The sequence below is a fragment of the Rhodococcus sp. NPDC079359 genome (genome assembly GCF_040702585.1).
Classification (GTDB): Bacteria; Actinomycetota; Actinomycetes; order Mycobacteriales; family Mycobacteriaceae; genus Rhodococcoides.
Map to the genome: position 1 here is coordinate 373,562 of NZ_JBFBLH010000004.1, position 15,873 is coordinate 389,434.

26 protein-coding genes are annotated in these 15,873 nt (G+C 64.3%); 17 read left to right on the top strand and 9 right to left on the bottom strand.

Translation table 11 applies throughout. The features are described from left to right. Positions 1-2: 2 nt before the first annotated feature. Positions 3-857, bottom strand: a complete 855-nt coding sequence (locus AB0362_RS12830; RefSeq protein WP_317808753.1) for a universal stress protein — start codon at positions 855-857, stop codon at positions 3-5. Between the two features lie 20 nt (positions 858-877). Beyond that, positions 878-2,380, bottom strand: a complete 1,503-nt coding sequence (locus AB0362_RS12835) for an APC family permease (protein ID WP_283347089.1) — start codon at positions 2,378-2,380, stop codon at positions 878-880. A gap of 244 nt (positions 2,381-2,624) precedes the next feature. Here AB0362_RS12835 and AB0362_RS12840 point away from each other — a divergent pair, with 244 nt between their 5' ends. Continuing rightward, positions 2,625-3,749 (top strand): adenosine deaminase, encoded by a 1,125-nt coding sequence (locus AB0362_RS12840; protein WP_269593457.1) that lies wholly within the window; start codon positions 2,625-2,627, stop codon positions 3,747-3,749. Positions 3,750-3,770: 21 nt separating this feature from the next. On the opposite strand, the gene AB0362_RS12845 is transcribed toward AB0362_RS12840, so the two are convergent. Genes AB0362_RS12845 through AB0362_RS12860 form a run of 4 tightly spaced genes read right to left on the bottom strand, consistent with a single transcriptional unit; the run spans position 3,771 to position 5,841 of the window. Further along, the gene (locus tag AB0362_RS12845; protein WP_317808754.1) at positions 3,771-5,039 is read right to left on the bottom strand and encodes a primosomal protein; all 1,269 of its coding nucleotides are present in this window, start codon (positions 5,037-5,039) and stop codon (positions 3,771-3,773) included. Positions 5,040-5,054: 15 nt separating this feature from the next. Next, positions 5,055-5,369 carry a YbaB/EbfC family nucleoid-associated protein gene (locus AB0362_RS12850; protein ID WP_094639011.1) on the bottom strand — a complete coding sequence of 105 codons (315 nt, stop codon included), beginning with the start codon at positions 5,367-5,369 and terminating at the stop codon, positions 5,055-5,057. Beyond that, on the bottom strand, positions 5,366-5,719 hold the full coding sequence (locus tag AB0362_RS12855; protein ID WP_149405395.1) for a hypothetical protein: 354 nt from the start codon (positions 5,717-5,719) through the stop codon (positions 5,366-5,368). The genes AB0362_RS12850 and AB0362_RS12855 overlap by 4 nt, the downstream gene beginning before the upstream one ends. Continuing rightward, positions 5,716-5,841, bottom strand: coding sequence for a hypothetical protein (locus AB0362_RS12860; RefSeq protein WP_366235636.1), 126 nt, complete (start codon positions 5,839-5,841; stop codon positions 5,716-5,718). Before AB0362_RS12860 ends, AB0362_RS12855 begins: the two co-directional genes overlap by 4 nt. Here AB0362_RS12860 and AB0362_RS12865 point away from each other — a divergent pair. Then, the gene (locus tag AB0362_RS12865) at positions 5,840-7,225 is read left to right on the top strand and encodes a recombinase family protein (protein WP_366235637.1); all 1,386 of its coding nucleotides are present in this window, start codon (positions 5,840-5,842) and stop codon (positions 7,223-7,225) included. The two genes, AB0362_RS12860 and AB0362_RS12865, sit on opposite strands and share 2 nt — an antisense overlap. On the opposite strand, the gene AB0362_RS12870 is transcribed toward AB0362_RS12865, so the two are convergent. From AB0362_RS12870 to AB0362_RS12880, 3 genes are all read right to left on the bottom strand, one after another. Then, positions 7,191-7,433, bottom strand: coding sequence for a DUF3263 domain-containing protein (locus AB0362_RS12870; protein WP_366235638.1), 243 nt, complete (start codon positions 7,431-7,433; stop codon positions 7,191-7,193). The two genes, AB0362_RS12865 and AB0362_RS12870, sit on opposite strands and share 35 nt — an antisense overlap. Further along, positions 7,430-7,855, bottom strand: a complete 426-nt coding sequence (locus tag AB0362_RS12875) for a transposase (protein WP_366235639.1) — start codon at positions 7,853-7,855, stop codon at positions 7,430-7,432. Before AB0362_RS12875 ends, AB0362_RS12870 begins: the two co-directional genes overlap by 4 nt. Before the next feature lie 67 nt (positions 7,856-7,922). Beyond that, positions 7,923-8,582 (bottom strand): helix-turn-helix domain-containing protein, encoded by a 660-nt coding sequence (locus tag AB0362_RS12880; RefSeq protein WP_366235640.1) that lies wholly within the window; start codon positions 8,580-8,582, stop codon positions 7,923-7,925. A 193-nt stretch (positions 8,583-8,775) separates the two neighbouring features. On the opposite strand from AB0362_RS12880, the gene AB0362_RS12885 reads away from it, so the two are divergent. The 15 genes from AB0362_RS12885 to AB0362_RS12955 all read left to right on the top strand — a co-directional run bounded on the left by AB0362_RS12885 (position 8,776) and on the right by AB0362_RS12955 (position 15,837). Next, positions 8,776-9,075, top strand: a complete 300-nt coding sequence (locus AB0362_RS12885) for a helix-turn-helix transcriptional regulator (protein ID WP_366235641.1) — start codon at positions 8,776-8,778, stop codon at positions 9,073-9,075. Between the two features lie 66 nt (positions 9,076-9,141). Beyond that, positions 9,142-9,294 (top strand): hypothetical protein, encoded by a 153-nt coding sequence (locus tag AB0362_RS12890; protein ID WP_366235642.1) that lies wholly within the window; start codon positions 9,142-9,144, stop codon positions 9,292-9,294. An 8-nt stretch (positions 9,295-9,302) separates the two neighbouring features. Further along, complete coding sequence (locus tag AB0362_RS12895; protein ID WP_366235705.1) at positions 9,303-10,091, top strand: BRO family protein; 789 nt, start codon at positions 9,303-9,305, stop codon at positions 10,089-10,091. 288 nt (positions 10,092-10,379) lie between these two features. Then, positions 10,380-10,607: a hypothetical protein gene (locus AB0362_RS12900; protein WP_366235643.1), complete on the top strand. Its 228-nt coding sequence runs from the start codon at positions 10,380-10,382 to the stop codon at positions 10,605-10,607. Then, positions 10,604-10,834 (top strand): hypothetical protein, encoded by a 231-nt coding sequence (locus AB0362_RS12905; protein WP_366235644.1) that lies wholly within the window; start codon positions 10,604-10,606, stop codon positions 10,832-10,834. The genes AB0362_RS12900 and AB0362_RS12905 overlap by 4 nt, the downstream gene beginning before the upstream one ends. Beyond that, a complete protein-coding gene (locus tag AB0362_RS12910) occupies positions 10,831-11,058 on the top strand; it encodes a hypothetical protein (protein ID WP_366235645.1) in 228 nt (75 codons plus the stop codon). The genes AB0362_RS12905 and AB0362_RS12910 overlap by 4 nt, the downstream gene beginning before the upstream one ends. Further along, complete coding sequence (locus tag AB0362_RS12915; RefSeq protein WP_366235646.1) at positions 11,055-11,273, top strand: hypothetical protein; 219 nt, start codon at positions 11,055-11,057, stop codon at positions 11,271-11,273. The genes AB0362_RS12910 and AB0362_RS12915 overlap by 4 nt, the downstream gene beginning before the upstream one ends. Further along, a complete protein-coding gene (locus AB0362_RS12920) occupies positions 11,270-11,500 on the top strand; it encodes a hypothetical protein (protein WP_366235647.1) in 231 nt (76 codons plus the stop codon). The genes AB0362_RS12915 and AB0362_RS12920 overlap by 4 nt, the downstream gene beginning before the upstream one ends. 44 nt (positions 11,501-11,544) lie before the next feature. Next, positions 11,545-12,315: a helix-turn-helix domain-containing protein gene (locus tag AB0362_RS12925; RefSeq protein ID WP_366235648.1), complete on the top strand. Its 771-nt coding sequence runs from the start codon at positions 11,545-11,547 to the stop codon at positions 12,313-12,315. Continuing rightward, complete coding sequence (locus AB0362_RS12930; RefSeq protein ID WP_366235649.1) at positions 12,312-13,202, top strand: YqaJ viral recombinase family protein; 891 nt, start codon at positions 12,312-12,314, stop codon at positions 13,200-13,202. The genes AB0362_RS12925 and AB0362_RS12930 overlap by 4 nt, the downstream gene beginning before the upstream one ends. Continuing rightward, positions 13,199-14,113, top strand: coding sequence for a hypothetical protein (locus tag AB0362_RS12935; RefSeq protein ID WP_366235650.1), 915 nt, complete (start codon positions 13,199-13,201; stop codon positions 14,111-14,113). Before AB0362_RS12930 ends, AB0362_RS12935 begins: the two co-directional genes overlap by 4 nt. Then, positions 14,110-14,442 carry a hypothetical protein gene (locus tag AB0362_RS12940; RefSeq protein WP_366235651.1) on the top strand — a complete coding sequence of 111 codons (333 nt, stop codon included), beginning with the start codon at positions 14,110-14,112 and terminating at the stop codon, positions 14,440-14,442. The genes AB0362_RS12935 and AB0362_RS12940 overlap by 4 nt, the downstream gene beginning before the upstream one ends. After that, positions 14,439-14,813 (top strand): hypothetical protein, encoded by a 375-nt coding sequence (locus tag AB0362_RS12945; RefSeq protein ID WP_366235652.1) that lies wholly within the window; start codon positions 14,439-14,441, stop codon positions 14,811-14,813. The genes AB0362_RS12940 and AB0362_RS12945 overlap by 4 nt, the downstream gene beginning before the upstream one ends. Then, positions 14,810-15,019, top strand: coding sequence for a hypothetical protein (locus tag AB0362_RS12950; RefSeq protein WP_366235653.1), 210 nt, complete (start codon positions 14,810-14,812; stop codon positions 15,017-15,019). Before AB0362_RS12945 ends, AB0362_RS12950 begins: the two co-directional genes overlap by 4 nt. Then, complete coding sequence (locus tag AB0362_RS12955; protein ID WP_366235654.1) at positions 15,016-15,837, top strand: hypothetical protein; 822 nt, start codon at positions 15,016-15,018, stop codon at positions 15,835-15,837. Before AB0362_RS12950 ends, AB0362_RS12955 begins: the two co-directional genes overlap by 4 nt. The last annotated feature ends 36 nt before the right edge of the window (positions 15,838-15,873 follow it).

The following is a 15,873-nucleotide window of genomic DNA, read 5'->3' on the forward strand; positions in this document are numbered from 1 at the left end:
CTCTACTCGTGCGGAACGACGATCACCGGCACCGGGGCGGCACGCAGAATCTTCGCCGCACTGGAACCGAGAAACACCCGCTTGGGAGTGGCCAATCGACTCGAGCCGAGGAACAGCACATCGCCCGGCTTCCAATCGAGGTTGCCCATGGCCTCGTCCAGCGACGATCCATCGGCGACGATCGATTCCAGACCGTCGATATCGGGGAGAGTGCGTACGGCGAGCTCGAGGTTCTCCTGTGCAGCAGCGACCTGTCGTCGACGCGTATCCAGTGAGGTCTCGTCACTCGGGGCCCCGGTCGGCTCGAGCGAGACCAGCGACACCAACCGAAGAGGCACGTGCGCGGCGCTGGCGAGAGTGATCGCGAACGGCAGCGGATTCGGGGCAGAGGCCCGGGTGGGGACGGCGACGGTGAGGTCGGTGATCGGTGCGTTCGAGAGCCGGTAGCCCCGAGGTGCGAGTGCCAGCGGAACTTCGGAGGCGTGCAGGAGCTGGCCGGCAACCGAACCGACGGAATGCCGATTCAGCAAGCCGTCGCCGGCTCCGCCGACGACGATCATGTCGGCATCGGTCTGCACCGCGAAGTCGATCAGGGCACGGGCGAAGGACTCGTGCGAGAGCACGTTCGTGGTCACCTCGATGCCCGACGGCACCTGGGCGGCCGCGTCGGCCACCCAGCCCTCGGCCTTGGCCGCGAGAACTTTTCGATACGGCCCACTGCCTTCCATGACCGGTTCGTCCACGGCCATGACCAGCACGATGTCGATGGACGCGTCGAGGGCGCGGGCGAGGGCGGTGGCCAGGGCTACGCCGTCGTCGCCGCTGGGGGTGGCGAGATAGCCGACGGTGATCTTCATGAGTTTTCGGTCCTTCTCTTCTAGTAAGTGTCCGGAACCTTGACTTCGGTGGACGCGGTGAGTGTCTTGCCCTGGAAGAAGTCCTTGTTGCCCACGAAGCACAGCAGCATGAGCGGAATTCCGAGTACCAGCATGCCGACGCCGAGGACGAACACACCGCCGATCGGACCGTAGACGGTGTAACCGTAGTCGGGCTTGATCATGTCGACCGCGCTCTGCACGAACGCCCACGTCATCGACAGCCCGCCGAGGAGCGGAAAGATGCCGCGCATGAACAGGTTTCGGACGGACGAGAACAGTGTGCGACGGAAATACCAGGTGCACGCGTACGCGGTGATGCCGTAGTAGAACGCGACCGCGAGCCCGAGTGATGCCACCGAATCCTGCAGCGCGTTGGCGCTGACGAAGGTGAGCACCAGATAGAACATCAGCGCCGCGGCACCCATCACGAGCGTGCCGAAGCCGGGCGTCATGTACTTGGGGTGCACGCTGGCGAACCGCTTGGGGATCGCTTCGTACACGGCCATCGACAGTGTTCCGCGGGCCGTGGGCAGGATGGTCGTCTGCGTCGAGGACAGTGCCGAGATGGAGACGGTCAGCAGTAGGAGCGACGCGACGATCGAACCGGCGACCGGATCGCCGAGAATGGTGAGCACATCGTCGACGTTGTCCGGGTTGTTCAGGCCGATGCCGGTGTCGCCGAACCCGGCGAACGACTGCACGGCGTATCCGACGAGTACGTAGGTGGCCACGAGAATGAGCGTGGTGATCACCGCGGCGCGTCCCGGAGTCTTCTCCGAATCCTTCGTTTCCTCGCCGACGGCAAGGCAGGCGTCCCATCCCCAATAGATGAAGATGCACAGGATGATGGCCTGGGCCGCGTCGGACATCGTCACTCCGGTGGGTACCAACCAGCTCCACTGGGGCGTGATGGCCTGCGGTCCTGCGGTCCCGGTACCCACCTTGACCAGAGCAGTCACCGACACTCCGATGAGCACCCCGAACTGCACGACCAGCAACACGTTCTGCATGCGTTCGCTGATGAGGATGCCGCGAAAACTGACATAGGTCATCGAGACGATGAAGAACGAACCGAGGGCGACCTTGGCTGCGGTCGACTCCGCCAACCCGGACAGTCCCAGGAACTCGAACAGATAGATGGCGGCGATCTCGGCGACGTTGGCCAGCACGATGATCGCCGAGACGGCCAGCCCCCACCCGGCCATCCAACCGACCCAGGGCCCGAATGCCTTGGTACCCCAGGTGAACGAGGTGCCGCAGTCCGGTGTGTCACGCCCGAGTTCGCGGTAGGCGAAGGCGGTGAGCAGCATCGGAACGAAGGCGATGAGGAACATCGAGGGCGCTTTGTCGCCGACGGCCAGAACCACGTAACCGAGGGTCGCGGCGAGGCTGTAGGCCGGGGCCACCGCCGACAAGCCGATGACGATGTTGCCGACCAGCCCGAGAGCGCCGGTGTTGAGTCCTTTACCCGGAAGGGTGTTCGGCGGTTCCACAGTGGACATAGATCTCTCCGAGGTTCGAGACGACCGAGGACGTCGGAGGGGACCCGACAGAATCGGCCGCGCGTGTGTGCTGAACACTACGATTTCCGTCGCAGATCCGCTGTGTATCGACGGAATTGTTTTCATTGGAGTAACAATGCAACGAAATAGGTCGCAGAAGCGGCGAAGTTCGGGGGAATCCGCGGACTCGCCGAGTGGTGATGACAGACGCGCGTGCGTGCGAGCCGCACGCTACCGTCGTCACATGAGCACCGCGGAGAACACTCAGTCCTCGATCGGTGGCAGTGCGCCACTCGATCTCGCGTCGATCAGGACAGCTCCCAAGGCGTTGCTGCACGATCACCTCGACGGCGGACTCCGCCCGCAGACCGTGTTGGAACTGGCCGACGAATGCGGCTACGGCGATCTTCCCGCCACCGACGGCGCGGCATTGGGCGAGTGGTTCCGCGACGCCGCGGACAGCGGCTCGCTCGTGCGGTACCTCGAGACGTTCGCGCACACCGTTGCCGTCATGCAGACTCCCGAAGGACTGTTCCGGGTGGCGCAGGAATGCGCCGAGGATCTGGCCGACGACGGCGTCGTGTACGCCGAGGTGCGCTTCGCACCGGAACAGCACCTCGAGCGCGGCCTGACTCTCGACGAGGTCGTCACCCACACGCTCGCCGGCTTCGAGGCAGGGATCTCCGCGGCCAAGGTGCGCGGCAAGAACATCACGATCGGCACCTTGCTCACCGCGATGCGGCACGCGGCGCGTTCGCGGGAGATCGCCGAACTGACGGTCCGGTTCCGTGACCGCGGCGTCGTGGGCTTCGACATCGCCGGTGCCGAAGCGGGCTTCCCTCCCAGTCGTCACCTCGACGCCTTCGAATACATGCGAGCGAGCAACGCGCACTTCACCATTCACGCGGGAGAGGCGTTCGGTCTGCCGTCGATCCAGGAAGCAGTGGCGTTCTGCGGCACCGACAGGCTCGGTCACGGGGTTCGAATTACCGACGACATCACCACCGACGCCGACGGCACACCCGAGCTCGGCCTGCTCGCCGCCTACGTCCGCGACACACGGATGCCTCTGGAACTGTGCCCGAGCTCGAACGTCCAAACCGGTGCCGTCGAGTCGTTGGCGACCCACCCGTTCGATCTGCTTGCCCGATTGCGATTCCGAGTCACCGTCAACACCGACAACCGCTTGATGAGCGATACGTCGATGAGTCGAGAGATGGTCAAGCTCGTCGAGACCTTCGGCTACGGCTGGAGCGATCTCGAGCGATTCACCATCAACGCGATGAAGTCGGCGTTCCTGCCGTTCGACGAGCGGCTGGCGCTGATCGACGACGTCATCAAGCCGGGGTACGCAGTGCTGATCGGCTGATCGACCAGACCCGGGGGCCGGCTACTTCTTACGCAGTCGGCTCTCGAACTCGCGCTCGAGGGCGCGCCACGCTTCGGCCTCGACGTCGAACGGTGCGCTCGGCGCGAGCCGGTCGGGACTGGGCTCGAGGGCGTACGAGACGTACCAACCCAGTGGCGTGGACGTGGCGAGAGCTTCGTCGACGGAAGCGTCTCCGGCGAAATCTGCGGCGTCGGTGAACAATTCGACGGCCAGATCCAACTGGTCGACGTCCACCGCGGTGGGCCCTTCGGCGAGATCGTCGGCCAGGCCGGGCAGGACGTACACGTTGTCGTCGGTGATCTCGATGTCGAGGGAGCCGTCGATGGCGGCGGTCTGAACATCGGAGTAGGTGCTGACCTGTGCCAGATCATGATCGTGATCGTCGGCCAGGTAGCGGGCCAACGAACGCTCGGAACCGAAGACGCTGATGGCACCGCCGCGACCGAGGAACACCGGCTTGTCGCCGAGGTAGCACCGCAGGGTGTAGAGCGTGTCGTCCGAGGTGATGATGCGAATCGGGTCGATGCCGACGGTGGTCCAGAAGGTATCTTCGGCCGCGGCTGCGGCGATCGGATCGCGATCCACCTCGGCGGAGTCGTCGTCTTCGTCGTCGTCGTCCGAATCGGAGTCGATGTCGTCCGTGACGTCATCGGCGTCGACGGCGTTCTCGGCGGCTGCGGTGATCTCGGCTTCGGCGACGGCAACGGCAGCGGAGTCGACATCGGGGGAGGTGACGATGGAGTCGACCGCGTCGAGCACGTCGTCCCAGTGCTTGGCGACCGCTGCACCGATGCGGTCCCACAGTTCACCGCCCTCGCGACCGAGGAAGTTCTCGACGCCTCCGCCGACTGCCCCGACGAAAGGGTTGGATCCGAAAAAGCTTGTGACCGGTCGCAGTTCGCAGACATCGCCGATGGAGGAGACGATGTCGAAGGTTGCCTGCAGTTCGGCGAGAACGTCGGCTTCGGGATCGGAGGCCACCAACTCCGGCACGGCCACCAGATCGAAGCGGTGCAGATCGTCGGGCTCGAGTTCGTGTGCGGCGAGTGCGGAGACCACCTTCCACGACGGATGGTCGACGAGATCGTTGTCGTCGTCGGACCTGACGAATGCCGCGAGCTCCGCGACGGTCGAGAATCCGTACAGGTCTTCCTCGTGTCCGAGGAATGCCTCCCACTCGTCGTCGCCTTCTCGCCACTCCGGTGCCCACAGTGTCGAGAAGTCACCGGCGGTGAGACCGAGTTCGATCGGGATGATGTCTCCAGCCATGGCGCGAAGCCTATCTCAGGAGTCTGTGAACGAACCCTGCAGACTTTGCAGGATCGCCTCGCGCTGGTCGAGCGCCGCACGTGCAGCGTCGGCAGCGACGACGGTGATCGTCGACGCGAGTGCATGAGCGGCAACCGATCCGAGGTTCTCGGCGAGTTCGAGTTCGACCAGGGCGCCGGACCCATCGACGACGACGGTCACCAGATCGTCCGGCGAGGTGAGTCGAATTCTGATGCGGTCCAGTCGCTCGTGCGTTTCGCGAAGTGCATCCAGCCGGTGCTGGGCGCTGCCGACCAGAGCGTCGAGTTCGGTGGTGTGGGCGTGGGTCATACCTGCTTCAACCAACTCGTGGGTGCGGAGTCCTCTGCGAGATGCTCGTTCGCCTCGGCGGCGACTCGGGCACGGGTGGGCAGACCGAGACGATTCAGAACATCGGAGGGAACGCCGTCCTCGGCGAGGAGGGTGCGGCGCTGAGCTCGTGCGGCCGCACTCGCCCGTACACAGTGCTCGAGAATCGTCGACGCCAAAGCGCCTCCGCCGTAGCGCAGTTCGCGTTCGTCGATCGTGATCCCGATCGGCAGTCCGTGTTCGGTGGCGCGCACCGTCACCGATCCCGATCGTGTTCCCGATACGGCGCTGACGACGGTGACGTCCGAGTCCGTCACTGGCCGGCCCTTCATTCGGTCGGACGGTAGAAGCCCTTGAAGCCCATACCGCTGTTGGTCGTTCTGATCGGCCCCACCTGCACCGGGTCGCCTGCCTCGACCAGCTGTGTCAGAGGGTCCAGATATTCTGCTGCCATGCGCGCAATCATCTACTGCCGGGTGAGTTCTGACCAGACCGGAAAAGCGAAATCTGTAGCCGACCAGGAACGTGAGTGCCGAGCGGTGTGCGAGCGTGAGGGTTGGGCCGTCGCCGAGGTGTTGACCGACAACGACCGCGGCGCATCCCGCTGGTCGACGAAGGACCGCCCCGCCTACCGCAGGCTCGCCGAGGTGTTGCAGCCGGGCGATGTGCTCGTGCTGTGGGAGGCCTCGCGAGCGTCGCGCGATCTCGCGGCCTACGTGTTGCTGCGCGACCTGTGTGCGAGCCGTGGCGTGAAGTGGTGCGTTTCCGGGAAACTGCTCGACCCGAACTCCGGAGACGATCGATTCGGCTCCGGCCTGGACGCCCTCCTAGCCGAGCGTGAGGCCGAGCAGATCCGCGAGCGTGTGCTGCGCGGCAAGCGATCGGCAGCGCTGGAAGGCCGGCCGAATGGTCGTCTGCCCTATGGCTATCGGAGGCAGTTCAACCAAGACACCGGTAAGACCGAGCGATGGGTGCATGACCCCGCGACCGCTCCCGTCGTCGTGGAGATCATCGAACGGTTCCTGGCTGGAGAGTCGCTTCACGCAGTCGCTCGGGATCTCCAGGCTCGCCAGGTGCCACCGCCCAGCGAGGGGGTGCCCTGGAGGGCGCAGCGCATTCGGACCATGATCTCGTCTCCTACGTACGCGGGTTTGCGCGCCCAGCACGGGCAGGTCATCGGACAGGGCACCTGGGACGCCCTCGTGTCCGAGGAGACTCATCACCGCGTTCTGGGGATCCTCGCGGATCCGGCTCGGCGTACGTCTGCCGGGCCAGGGGTGAAGCATCTCCTCACCGGGATCGCCACCTGCGGCGTCTGCGGCAGTGGCATGCGGTTCTTCGGGCCGAAGTCGCTCAAGTCGCCGACCTATCTGTGCGCCGAGAACAGCTGTGTTCGACGTCGCGCCCAATTGGTCGACGACTATGTGGAACTCAAGATGATCGCACTGCTCGAGGACCACGACATCGCCCCGGTCGACGACGTCGCGAACGGCATTCTCGTCGCCGAAATCGAGCGGCAGCGCCGACGACTCGACCACTTCGTTCAGCAGCTCGCCGATGAGCAGATCACTGACGAGTCGTTCCACAAACTCGAAAAAGCAATCAACACAAAGATTTCCGCTGCCACAGCCAAGCTGCGTCGTGCGACTTCCTCGCCGCTTACGAGCCGAATCTCCGGACCCAACGCAGCGGCACACTGGGCTCAGCTCGACATCCCCGATCGCCGCCAAGCAATCCGCGAACACCTGTCGGTCACGATCCTGCCGTCCTCCGTCGGCACTCGACAGTTCTCGATCGACGACGTCAGAGTGCTGCCTGCGGAGCGGACCGTCGGCTGACAGCGCGCGAATCGCGAATCCGTCGGAGTCGCTTCACGAGCACCGGCTCTGCGGCGAGCGCCGCGGGATCGTCGAGCAGGCGATTGAGAAGCTGGTAGTACCGAACCGGCGACATCGAGAACTGTCCGGCGATGTCGGCTTCCTTGTTACCTTGCGCTGTGTACCAACGCCTTTCGAGTTCCAGCATGGCTCGTTGCTGCTCGTTCACGGCTGTCTCCGTTCGAGTTCCTCGTCGATGTACGCGCGTTCGTCGTCGGTCAGGTTGTCGACGCGGATTCTGAGCGTGCGCATGTCCACCCACAGCTCTTCGGCTGCCTCGTCATCGACGCGGTAGCGGTTCCACGCGAGGACGTCGACGAGCGAGTCGATCTCGATGAGCCGTTCGGCCGAGATGCGATCGACGGTCTGCTCTTCCCGTAGAGCCATCCGTGGATCGTCGGGTAGGGGTCCACGCTCGATGTGCACCAGCTCGTGCGTCAGGGTGCACCGACGCTCGCGCTGACTCGATCGACGGTTGATCTCGATCCCGTCATCGGTCCACCGACCGAGGCAGCCGGTGCCGCCGTTCGGGTAGATCACGTGCACGTGCGGGTGATGGTCTCGCAGGTGCCGCCATGGGTGGAAGTGCATAGGTGAACTGTGCGGTACGGTACCGACAAATTACGCGTGTGTAACTTCCCGACCTGGGGAGATGCGGCTATTCGTACTCAATCCCAAGCTTCTCGCGGATCTCATCCTCCGTTTCGCCCGGGCGGGCGGCAAGTTCGTAGTCAGGCCTCGTGCCTTGTTTCGGCCGAGTCAAGGCAGAAGGTTCGTCGAACTGCACTGGGCCGGTCTTCAGGATCTGGAGATGCACGCGGCCTCCGACCCCAACCTCGGCTACTGCTTGAGCGAGTTCGACCAGCCTTTTCGCGGATTCGACGAGCTCTTCGGTCGACGAAAGTACGTCCTCGATGTCCGATTCGCTGTCGTAGTTCTCGGTTTCATCTGCCTTCGCATGGACAGTGTCGGCCGCGCTCGACAGCTCGGCCAGAATCCCCGTGTCCAGCGACCACGCCCCGTAGCGCTTCGGACGCTGCTGAGGTGCGGCCGATGCGGTGGGAATGGCAGGGAGAGGCTCGATCGAATACCCCTTCCGGATTCGATCGAGGCTGCTACTAGTCCATCCCAAGGCGCTCGCGATAGCAGCCCGTTTCGCGAGCTGTGGCCAACGTTCCCCGTTTTCGAGACTTCTCACGGTCTTCGGGTCGACGTCCGCTGCCGACGCAAGGGCCGCTTGGCTCAGCCTGAGTTCTGCCCGCCGTGCAGTCACGGCGGCGGCAACACGATCGAGAGCCGACTGCTCATCACTTTCCATAGGGAAATCTTGCAGGGAATTTCCAGGAACATCAACCAAGGGTGGTGGACGGAACACCTGCCAAAAAGCGGGAAAACATCGGCGTAACTACACGAATGTTGTTCCTGTTCTACCTGCGCTTATGTTCCCTTTTCACCCCTGTTCCCGCGTGTTCCGTTGACAAGTTCCGTGTAGTTCCCCTACCTTCAAACCCATGACAACGGAACTTAAGCCAAGACGCGGGAAGGTCGATGCGACCACCCCCTTCGAGGAGTGCGACTGGGAACGGGTCGGCATGACGCTTCGGTACCTGCGCGAGACGCGTGGATTCAAGCCAGACGAGTTCGCGTCGGCCATCGGCATCTCCCGCCCCTACCTCGCAAACATCGAAGCGGGTCGCAAGAAGCTCACGAACGTGCTGCTGGCCAAGGCGGCTAAAGCCCTCGAAATCGAGCAGCTCGCGATCATGCGCCCTCGCCGCGAGTCAGTCGCCGCGACCCCCATCCCCGCATAAGAAAAGCCGCCACCTGCGGGAACAGGCAGCGGCTTCGGACCAACCAATCACCTCGAAAGGAAATCCGTGCTTCAGACTACCGAAGAAATCCGAGCGCAGATGCGCGACGCGATCGAACGCGATCGCCACCTGTTCAAAGACGTCGTGATCAGCGACCACCTCAAGAACGCGATGCGTCGCGCTGCGCAGGCTCGCGCCGAGCAGGCAGGTGCAGCATGAGCGAGTTGATGCCGTTTCAGTACGGCGACTCCGTTGTACGCACAGTGCTTGTCGACGGCGAGCCGTGGTTTGTCCTAGCCGATTTGTGCAAGGCGCTTCGGCTCACACAGAACCGGAACGTCACCGCGCGACTGAGTGAGGACCAAAAGGGTGTCCGTCCGATGGACACCCCTGGCGGCAGACAGCAGATGACCGTCGTCAACGAGTCGGGTATGTACGAGGTCGTCATCCGCTCGGACAAGCCCGACGCCGTCTCGTTCCGCCGATGGATCACTGGAACCGTCCTGCCGCAGATTCGCAAGACCGGATCGTTCGGCCCGGTGTTCGATCCGGCGACCCTCACACGCGCGGACATCCTCAAGCTGGCACTCGCTGCCGAGGAAGAGAAAGCCGTCATGGCTGCCGCGCTCGAATCGGCCGCTCCGGCGATTGCTTACCACGATCGTTTTGTCCTCACCGACGATGTGGTCACCGTGAAGGTCTGGGGAGCGCAGTTCGGTCTCACCGAACCGCAGGCCTTCAATCTCCTACGTGACAAGGGGTTCATTTACCGAACTTCGTTGGGCGAGCGCTGGTCTGCAAGCAAAGGACGGCGAGAGGAAGTGTTCGAGCATCGAGCCCGAGCCGGTCGTGTCACGTTCGACTGGTTCGATCTGCGTCCGCAGCACAATGCCCCACGCCACCACAACGGGCAGGTCCGACAGACCCTCTACGTGAGGCAGGGCCAATCTCTCGCTCTCGGTGCGAAGTGTGGACTGTCTGTTCAGCTTTCGATGAACAGTGAGGTTCACGCGTGAAGCCTCCCTGGTGGTTCTGCTGCGGCTGGTGGTCGCCTTGGTGCGTCATCGATATTGCCGCTCATCGATTGTTCCGCGTTGGTGCCGACAACCTCCCAGGCCCGTTGGTCTGGATTTGCGATCGCCACGACGCCGCCATGCTCGCCGCTACAAATTTTCAGGAGGACGAAATATGAGCCAGCATCGCGCCCCTGTATCGACCGTCGAGTACCTCCGTCCCCGCCTTATCTTCGCCGGCCTCCTGCTCGGCATCCTCTTCGCCGCGTCGCAGACTGCGGGGTTCATCTGATGAGCCCCGAGCAGATGGCACAGCTCCAGAAGATGACGGACACCTTCCGCTACGCCACGACCATCGTCGGCATCGGGCCGGACCCCGACAACCCGGAGCGCGCCTTCGGCCAGATCGTCGCCGTCCCCGACAGGAACCCGATCTGCCTTCTCCAGCAGGCCCAGATCCTGCGCGAGATGGCCGACAAGATGGATGCGGCCCACGCGGCTGGGATGTGTTCCGCATGAGCGCTCCCGCAACAGATCTCGTCGAGAAGTTCGTCGCCGGTTTCATCGACGCGATCCTCGACTTCGCACTCCCGGCCAGCGGTGGCGCTCCTGCCGATACACCGGAACCGCTGGCCGGGCTCCATCTCCCCGCTGACTCATGCGTCTCGCATGTTGGCGCGGGGATCACGGCGGGGGGCGGCACATTACCGCTCCCCGCCCACAGCACAGAAGGGCAGATCGCATGAGCAACGTCGATTTCCTCAACGTGGACATCCTCGTTACCAAGGTCCGCACGGGTGGCCAGCAGATGGTGCGCGCGGACAGCAAGGGCGGGCAGGGCGGCGGCACGTGGATGAACTTGTCCATGTTCGGCAAGGACGCCATCGCGGTGTGCCGTGAGCACGCAGCGGAATACACCGCCATCGCCGACGAGCTGGAGAAGCTCGAAGCCCAGGGGGTGACCTGGTGATACTCACGATTCCGCAGTCCGACCGCGAGGTGATCTGCCTCGCTCGCATCGGCAACCACGAGATGCCCACCAGCCCTGAGGCTTTGCGTGTGCGGCACCTGATCAACGCCGAGCGCACGCGCCGCGGCGGTAAGTGGATCGTCACCCTCAGCGGCGGGCTCAAGGCCATTGTGTTCGGCGACGAGATCTCGGTTCGATCGGAGCGTGTCGCATGATCGAGACCACTCGTGAGCCCTGGTGGGTTCCGTTCGAGCGTCCCCAGCTGACCGACGACATCGCGGCCAGCACCACCGGGACCACGTACACCGAGAACGACATCGACCCGTACGAGGCCATCGACCACCTGCCTGTCGCCGTCGACTGCACCCTCACGCCCGCAACGTTTCTCGTGCTACTGGCACTCGCGCTGGCGCTCGGGTCGATTGCGTGGGCGGCGTCATGACCGAATCCAAGCAGTGTATCGGCTCAGTCGAGTGCATCAGGCGTGTGACCACACGGGGAATGTGCCACGCCTGCTACGAGAAATTTCGTCTCCGGCAGAAGGCTTACGGCCGCTTCGAGTCCGAGTACATCGACGCTGCGCCTGCACGCGCACACGTCGAAGCTCTCCTGTCGACCGGACTCGGAGCCCGTCGTATCGCCGAGCTGGCAGGTGTAGAGCGCAAGACCATTCGATGCTTGATTCTCGGACGGCCCGATCGAGGCACCGGACCCAACAAGGCCGTCCGACGGCTGACCGCTGATCGCATCCTGTCGATCGCGTTGCCTACCAACGCTTGGCGCACGGCCGCACCCGGTACACGAGTAGCGAGCACAGGCACTGTCCGACGGCTCCGCGCTCTCGTTGCGATCGGGTGGACGCAGGAAATGGTTGCTGCCGAGATCGGTATCCATCCGACAGGGATCACCCGACTCACCGCTGGTCAGGCGACTCACTGCACTGCGCGTCGCGCTCGAGAGGTGGCCGAGATTTTCGCTCGCCGTCACATGCAGGTGGGTCCGTCGGAGATCTCGCGTAAGCGTGCCCGGCAGAAGGGCTGGGCGCTCCCGTTCGAGTGGGACGAGGACGTCATGGACGACCCGGATGCCGAACCGGCGCGAGAGGTTCGGTGGACGCGGCGGTCTTCGCAAGCCGAACGCGCCGAGCAAATCCAACAGCTGACCGTGCGTGGATTGTCGGCACGTGAGATCGCCGACCGCGTCGGCATCAGTCGTCGACAGGTCACCCGTGATCGTGGAATCGAGGTCGCATCATGACGACACTGATACCCGGTTCGCCCGAGTGGCTGCGCACCATCACCGCGTCGAAGATCCCTGCCATCCTGGGGATCTCGCGATGGAACTCGCAGTACGCGCTATGGCATCAGATGGCCGGCAACATCACAGAGACCATCTCGGAGGCGAAGCAGGAGAACTACGACTACGGCCACGCCGCCGAGCTGGCCGCGTCGGAGTTCTGGAAGCTGCGCAATCCGGGCTGGCGGCTCTCGCGTGAAGAGGTTCAGTACTCCCGCAAGGATCTCCCGTTCGCCAACGCGGCCACCATCGACCGACGCGGATCACGCGGGAGCAAGCGCCGCGTCGTCGAGGTCAAGACCGCACGCGATCTGGCCGAGTGGGGCGACGACGGATCGGGGGAGTGCCCGGCCGACTACGCCGCACAGGTGGTGTGGCAGCAGTTCATCACAGGCTGGCACGACACCGCGAACATCGTGCTCTGGCCGCAGTACGGCATGCCCCGGATCTACGACATCGAGTTCGATCCGCGTATCGCCAGCGCGATCCTCGCTCGCGTCATGGACTGGCAACGGAGCCTCGACGAGGGTGTCGCGCCGGAGCTGGACGACTCGGTCTCGACGTACGAGGCAGTCAGGAAGTTGCACCCCGAGATCGACGGCAGCTCAGTCGAACTCGACGGTGAGCTTGCCATGCAGTACCTCGGCTGGACGCAGGAACTCAAGCAGACCACCAAGACCGTGACCGGTCTCAAGTCCCGAATGCTCGACGCGATGGGCAATGCCCAGTACGCGACGTGCAACGGCCAGAAGGTGGCCGACCGTCGGCCCGGCCGCGGTGACTCGGTCTCGCTCTACGCCAACACGAAGCTCGACCTCGGATCGATCAAAGGAAGCGACGCAGCATGACTGAACTCGACACCTACAACGCACCGGCCAACGCGATTGCACCGGCCATGATGACCGTCTCGGAGAACCTCGAAGCGCATGTGGCAGCGCTCAAATCGGCAGACGTACTCGCCGGGATGATCCACACGACGGTGCAGGCGTACGACGGCGGTACCGACAGCAAGGGCCGCAAGCGCGCCGGCCGCAAAGAGGCCGCGATCGCGATCTACCACGGTCAGCAGCTCGGCTGGAATCCGCTCACATCGCTGCAGAACATCTTCACGGTTCACGGTGTGCCCGGCATGTACGCCCGCGCAATGCGAGCGCTGCTGATCTCGAAGGGCCACGAGGTCGAGACGGTCGAGAGCACGAAAACGTCGGCCACCGTCCGTGCCCGGCATGCGGGCTCCGAGAACTGGGAAGAGGTCACCTGGACGATCGAGCTGGCCACACAGGCCGGGTACGTCGCCGGGAACACGAAGTACAAGACCGACCCCCGCGGCATGCTCTACGCCAAGGCTCTGGCCGACGCCTGCCGTCGCGCCGCACCCGATGTCCTGATGGGTATGCCGTACTCGAAGGAAGACCTCGAAGACGAGCGTGCAATCCAGGCCACCTCGGAGCGTGTGGACAAGCCTGCACCCAAGGGAATCGAAGGCCTGCGGAACAAGCTCGGTGTCGACGATCCGGCTGCCACGACCATCGACGAAGAACCCGCCTCGGATTCGGTGCCAGAACCGGAACAGGCCGAGGTCAAGCCCAGCACCGAGGACCAGCAGGCGGCACTGCAGCAGGCATTCCGCAAGGCCGTCATGGACGATCTCGACACGCAGCTCGCCTGGCTCGGCAACCTGTTCAACCGTGACCTCGAGCTGCCGTCCGAGCTGAGCTTCGACGAGGCGGCACAGGCGCTCCGAGAGCTGCAGTCGTGACCGCCGACGCGCTCGACAGCGCCAAGGCGGCTGCGCAGGGCGACGACGTCAGTGCCTCGCTGATGTTCGGCCAGATCGCCACCGTCGAGGCACTGCGTGATCTCACCAAAATCGGCGCCGGAATCCTCGCCCACCTCAAGCAGCAGGACGACATCGAACTGGAAGTCGCGCAGGAGAAGCACCAGCTCGCTGCTGTCCTCCGAGCCTCATGGACGCGAGCACATCGCGGACTGCCATTCGGCTCGCTACCGGAAGACGTCTGGGAGTACGTCGCCGAGCGCGCAATCGAATGGCTCAACCTCACCCCATCGACAGGAGACCCGAAGTGACCATCCACATGACATCCCCGCTCATCGAAGAGGCACGCGTCAAGATCTCCGGCACGTCCGCAGAGTCGTTCGAGATGCCCGAGATCGGCGAAGAGCGCACGTACACAGTCAAGGCCGTGTGCACGACGCACACCGAGCAGGACATGGCCAACGAGGGCACACGTCGCACCGTCACCATGAAGATGCTCAAGATCGTCGAGGGTGTCAGCAAGAAGATTCACGACGCCGAGGACGGACAAGGCTCACTCATCGACGGCGACGGCAAGGCGGTCGATCCGGACGAGGAGCAGGAGCCCGACGACCCGGACGCCGAGAAGGTCACCTCGATCTCGAAGGCAACCGGCCCGCAGTTCTCCGGTGGCGACGAATGAAGCGCCCCCGCATCCTCAAGGTCGTCGAGCCCGTGTGGGTCACGTGGCAGGAGCCTGGCGAGGCATGGATCAAGGTCGGCGAGCTGGTCTCGTCAGACCTTGATCTGATCTCTTCACACGACGGTCGCAACATGGCAACCGTCCTACGGTTCGGCGAGTACGTGCAGGTCGAGGCCGAGCTGCTGCGACCGAGGATGGCCGCGTGATCGACGTCATCACCGTACGGGGGACCGGGAACACGCCCGGTCCCCGCAATGGCATGTGCGGCTTGGTCGCTCGCAAGCTACAGGTGACCGAGTTCCGTCTGAGCGACTGCCTGTATCCCGCCACCATCGGCGAGATCGGGCGCGTGCCGGGGCAGCAGGCCTACCCCCTCGACGTCAGTGTCGACCTCGGCGTCGCCGATCTCGCATGGCAAGTGCGTGAGACGAAGAACCGCGTAGGCCTGATCTCGTACAGCCTCGGCGGCATCGTCGTCTCGCGGTTCCTCGAGGGGGTGCAGCGCGGCGAGTTCCTGAACGCGAACGGCACGAAACTCGACGTCGCGTTTGCGGTCAACATCGCCAACCCGGCACGCGCGAAGGGTGACTCGGCCGTCCCGGCACCGGGCTACGGTCTGCACTCGTCGCACGGGAAGTGGCCGGCCAACACGGTCACGCTGGAGCTGGCGAACCCGAGGGACATCATCACGAGCGCGCCGGCCAATTCGCCGGTCCGCAGAATCACGGGTGCGATCTCGCCGTACGCGGCAATGGAGCAGCGGAAGGCGTGGGGTGGTCGCGACGTCGTCAACGAAGCCGCCGACGAGGTCCACGCGATCAATGATCGGGACTGGCTCTCGCGGTTCCGTCCCGGTCGCTACAGCGAGGCTATCGAGGGCCTCTTCGGCTACCTCGCGCCCTACGGTCGGCCCGGCCGCACTCAGCACACGATGTACGGCGTCGAGCCCTACCCGTTCGGCCTGTACGGCGAGACGTGGACCGACTACGCCGCTCGGTGGATCAACGAGGGGTGGGGTAAGTGATGTTGCTCCTGTTCGCCTCTGCCGCAATTGCTCTCG

Coding starts and splice junctions, on each gene's coding strand:
- AB0362_RS12840 (WP_269593457.1), top strand. CDS start 2,625: ATGAGCACCGCGGAGAACACTCAGTCCTCGATCGGTGGCAGTGCGCCA.
- AB0362_RS12930 (WP_366235649.1), top strand. CDS start 12,312: ATGACGACACTGATACCCGGTTCGCCCGAGTGGCTGCGCACCATCACC.
- AB0362_RS12920 (WP_366235647.1), top strand. CDS start 11,270: ATGATCGAGACCACTCGTGAGCCCTGGTGGGTTCCGTTCGAGCGTCCC.
- AB0362_RS12935 (WP_366235650.1), top strand. CDS start 13,199: ATGACTGAACTCGACACCTACAACGCACCGGCCAACGCGATTGCACCG.
- AB0362_RS12855 (WP_149405395.1), bottom strand. CDS start 5,719: ATGAAGGGCCGGCCAGTGACGGACTCGGACGTCACCGTCGTCAGCGCC.
- AB0362_RS12845 (WP_317808754.1), bottom strand. CDS start 5,039: ATGGCTGGAGACATCATCCCGATCGAACTCGGTCTCACCGCCGGTGAC.
- AB0362_RS12885 (WP_366235641.1), top strand. CDS start 8,776: ATGACAACGGAACTTAAGCCAAGACGCGGGAAGGTCGATGCGACCACC.
- AB0362_RS12850 (WP_094639011.1), bottom strand. CDS start 5,369: ATGACCCACGCCCACACCACCGAACTCGACGCTCTGGTCGGCAGCGCC.
- AB0362_RS12895 (WP_366235705.1), top strand. CDS start 9,303: ATGCCGTTTCAGTACGGCGACTCCGTTGTACGCACAGTGCTTGTCGAC.
- AB0362_RS12880 (WP_366235640.1), bottom strand. CDS start 8,582: ATGGAAAGTGATGAGCAGTCGGCTCTCGATCGTGTTGCCGCCGCCGTG.
- AB0362_RS12905 (WP_366235644.1), top strand. CDS start 10,604: ATGAGCGCTCCCGCAACAGATCTCGTCGAGAAGTTCGTCGCCGGTTTC.
- AB0362_RS12860 (WP_366235636.1), bottom strand. CDS start 5,841: ATGGCAGCAGAATATCTGGACCCTCTGACACAGCTGGTCGAGGCAGGC.
- AB0362_RS12950 (WP_366235653.1), top strand. CDS start 14,810: ATGAAGCGCCCCCGCATCCTCAAGGTCGTCGAGCCCGTGTGGGTCACG.
- AB0362_RS12830 (WP_317808753.1), bottom strand. CDS start 857: ATGAAGATCACCGTCGGCTATCTCGCCACCCCCAGCGGCGACGACGGC.
- AB0362_RS12900 (WP_366235643.1), top strand. CDS start 10,380: ATGAGCCCCGAGCAGATGGCACAGCTCCAGAAGATGACGGACACCTTC.
- AB0362_RS12875 (WP_366235639.1), bottom strand. CDS start 7,855: ATGCACTTCCACCCATGGCGGCACCTGCGAGACCATCACCCGCACGTG.
- AB0362_RS12910 (WP_366235645.1), top strand. CDS start 10,831: ATGAGCAACGTCGATTTCCTCAACGTGGACATCCTCGTTACCAAGGTC.
- AB0362_RS12835 (WP_283347089.1), bottom strand. CDS start 2,380: ATGTCCACTGTGGAACCGCCGAACACCCTTCCGGGTAAAGGACTCAAC.
- AB0362_RS12865 (WP_366235637.1), top strand. CDS start 5,840: ATGCGCGCAATCATCTACTGCCGGGTGAGTTCTGACCAGACCGGAAAA.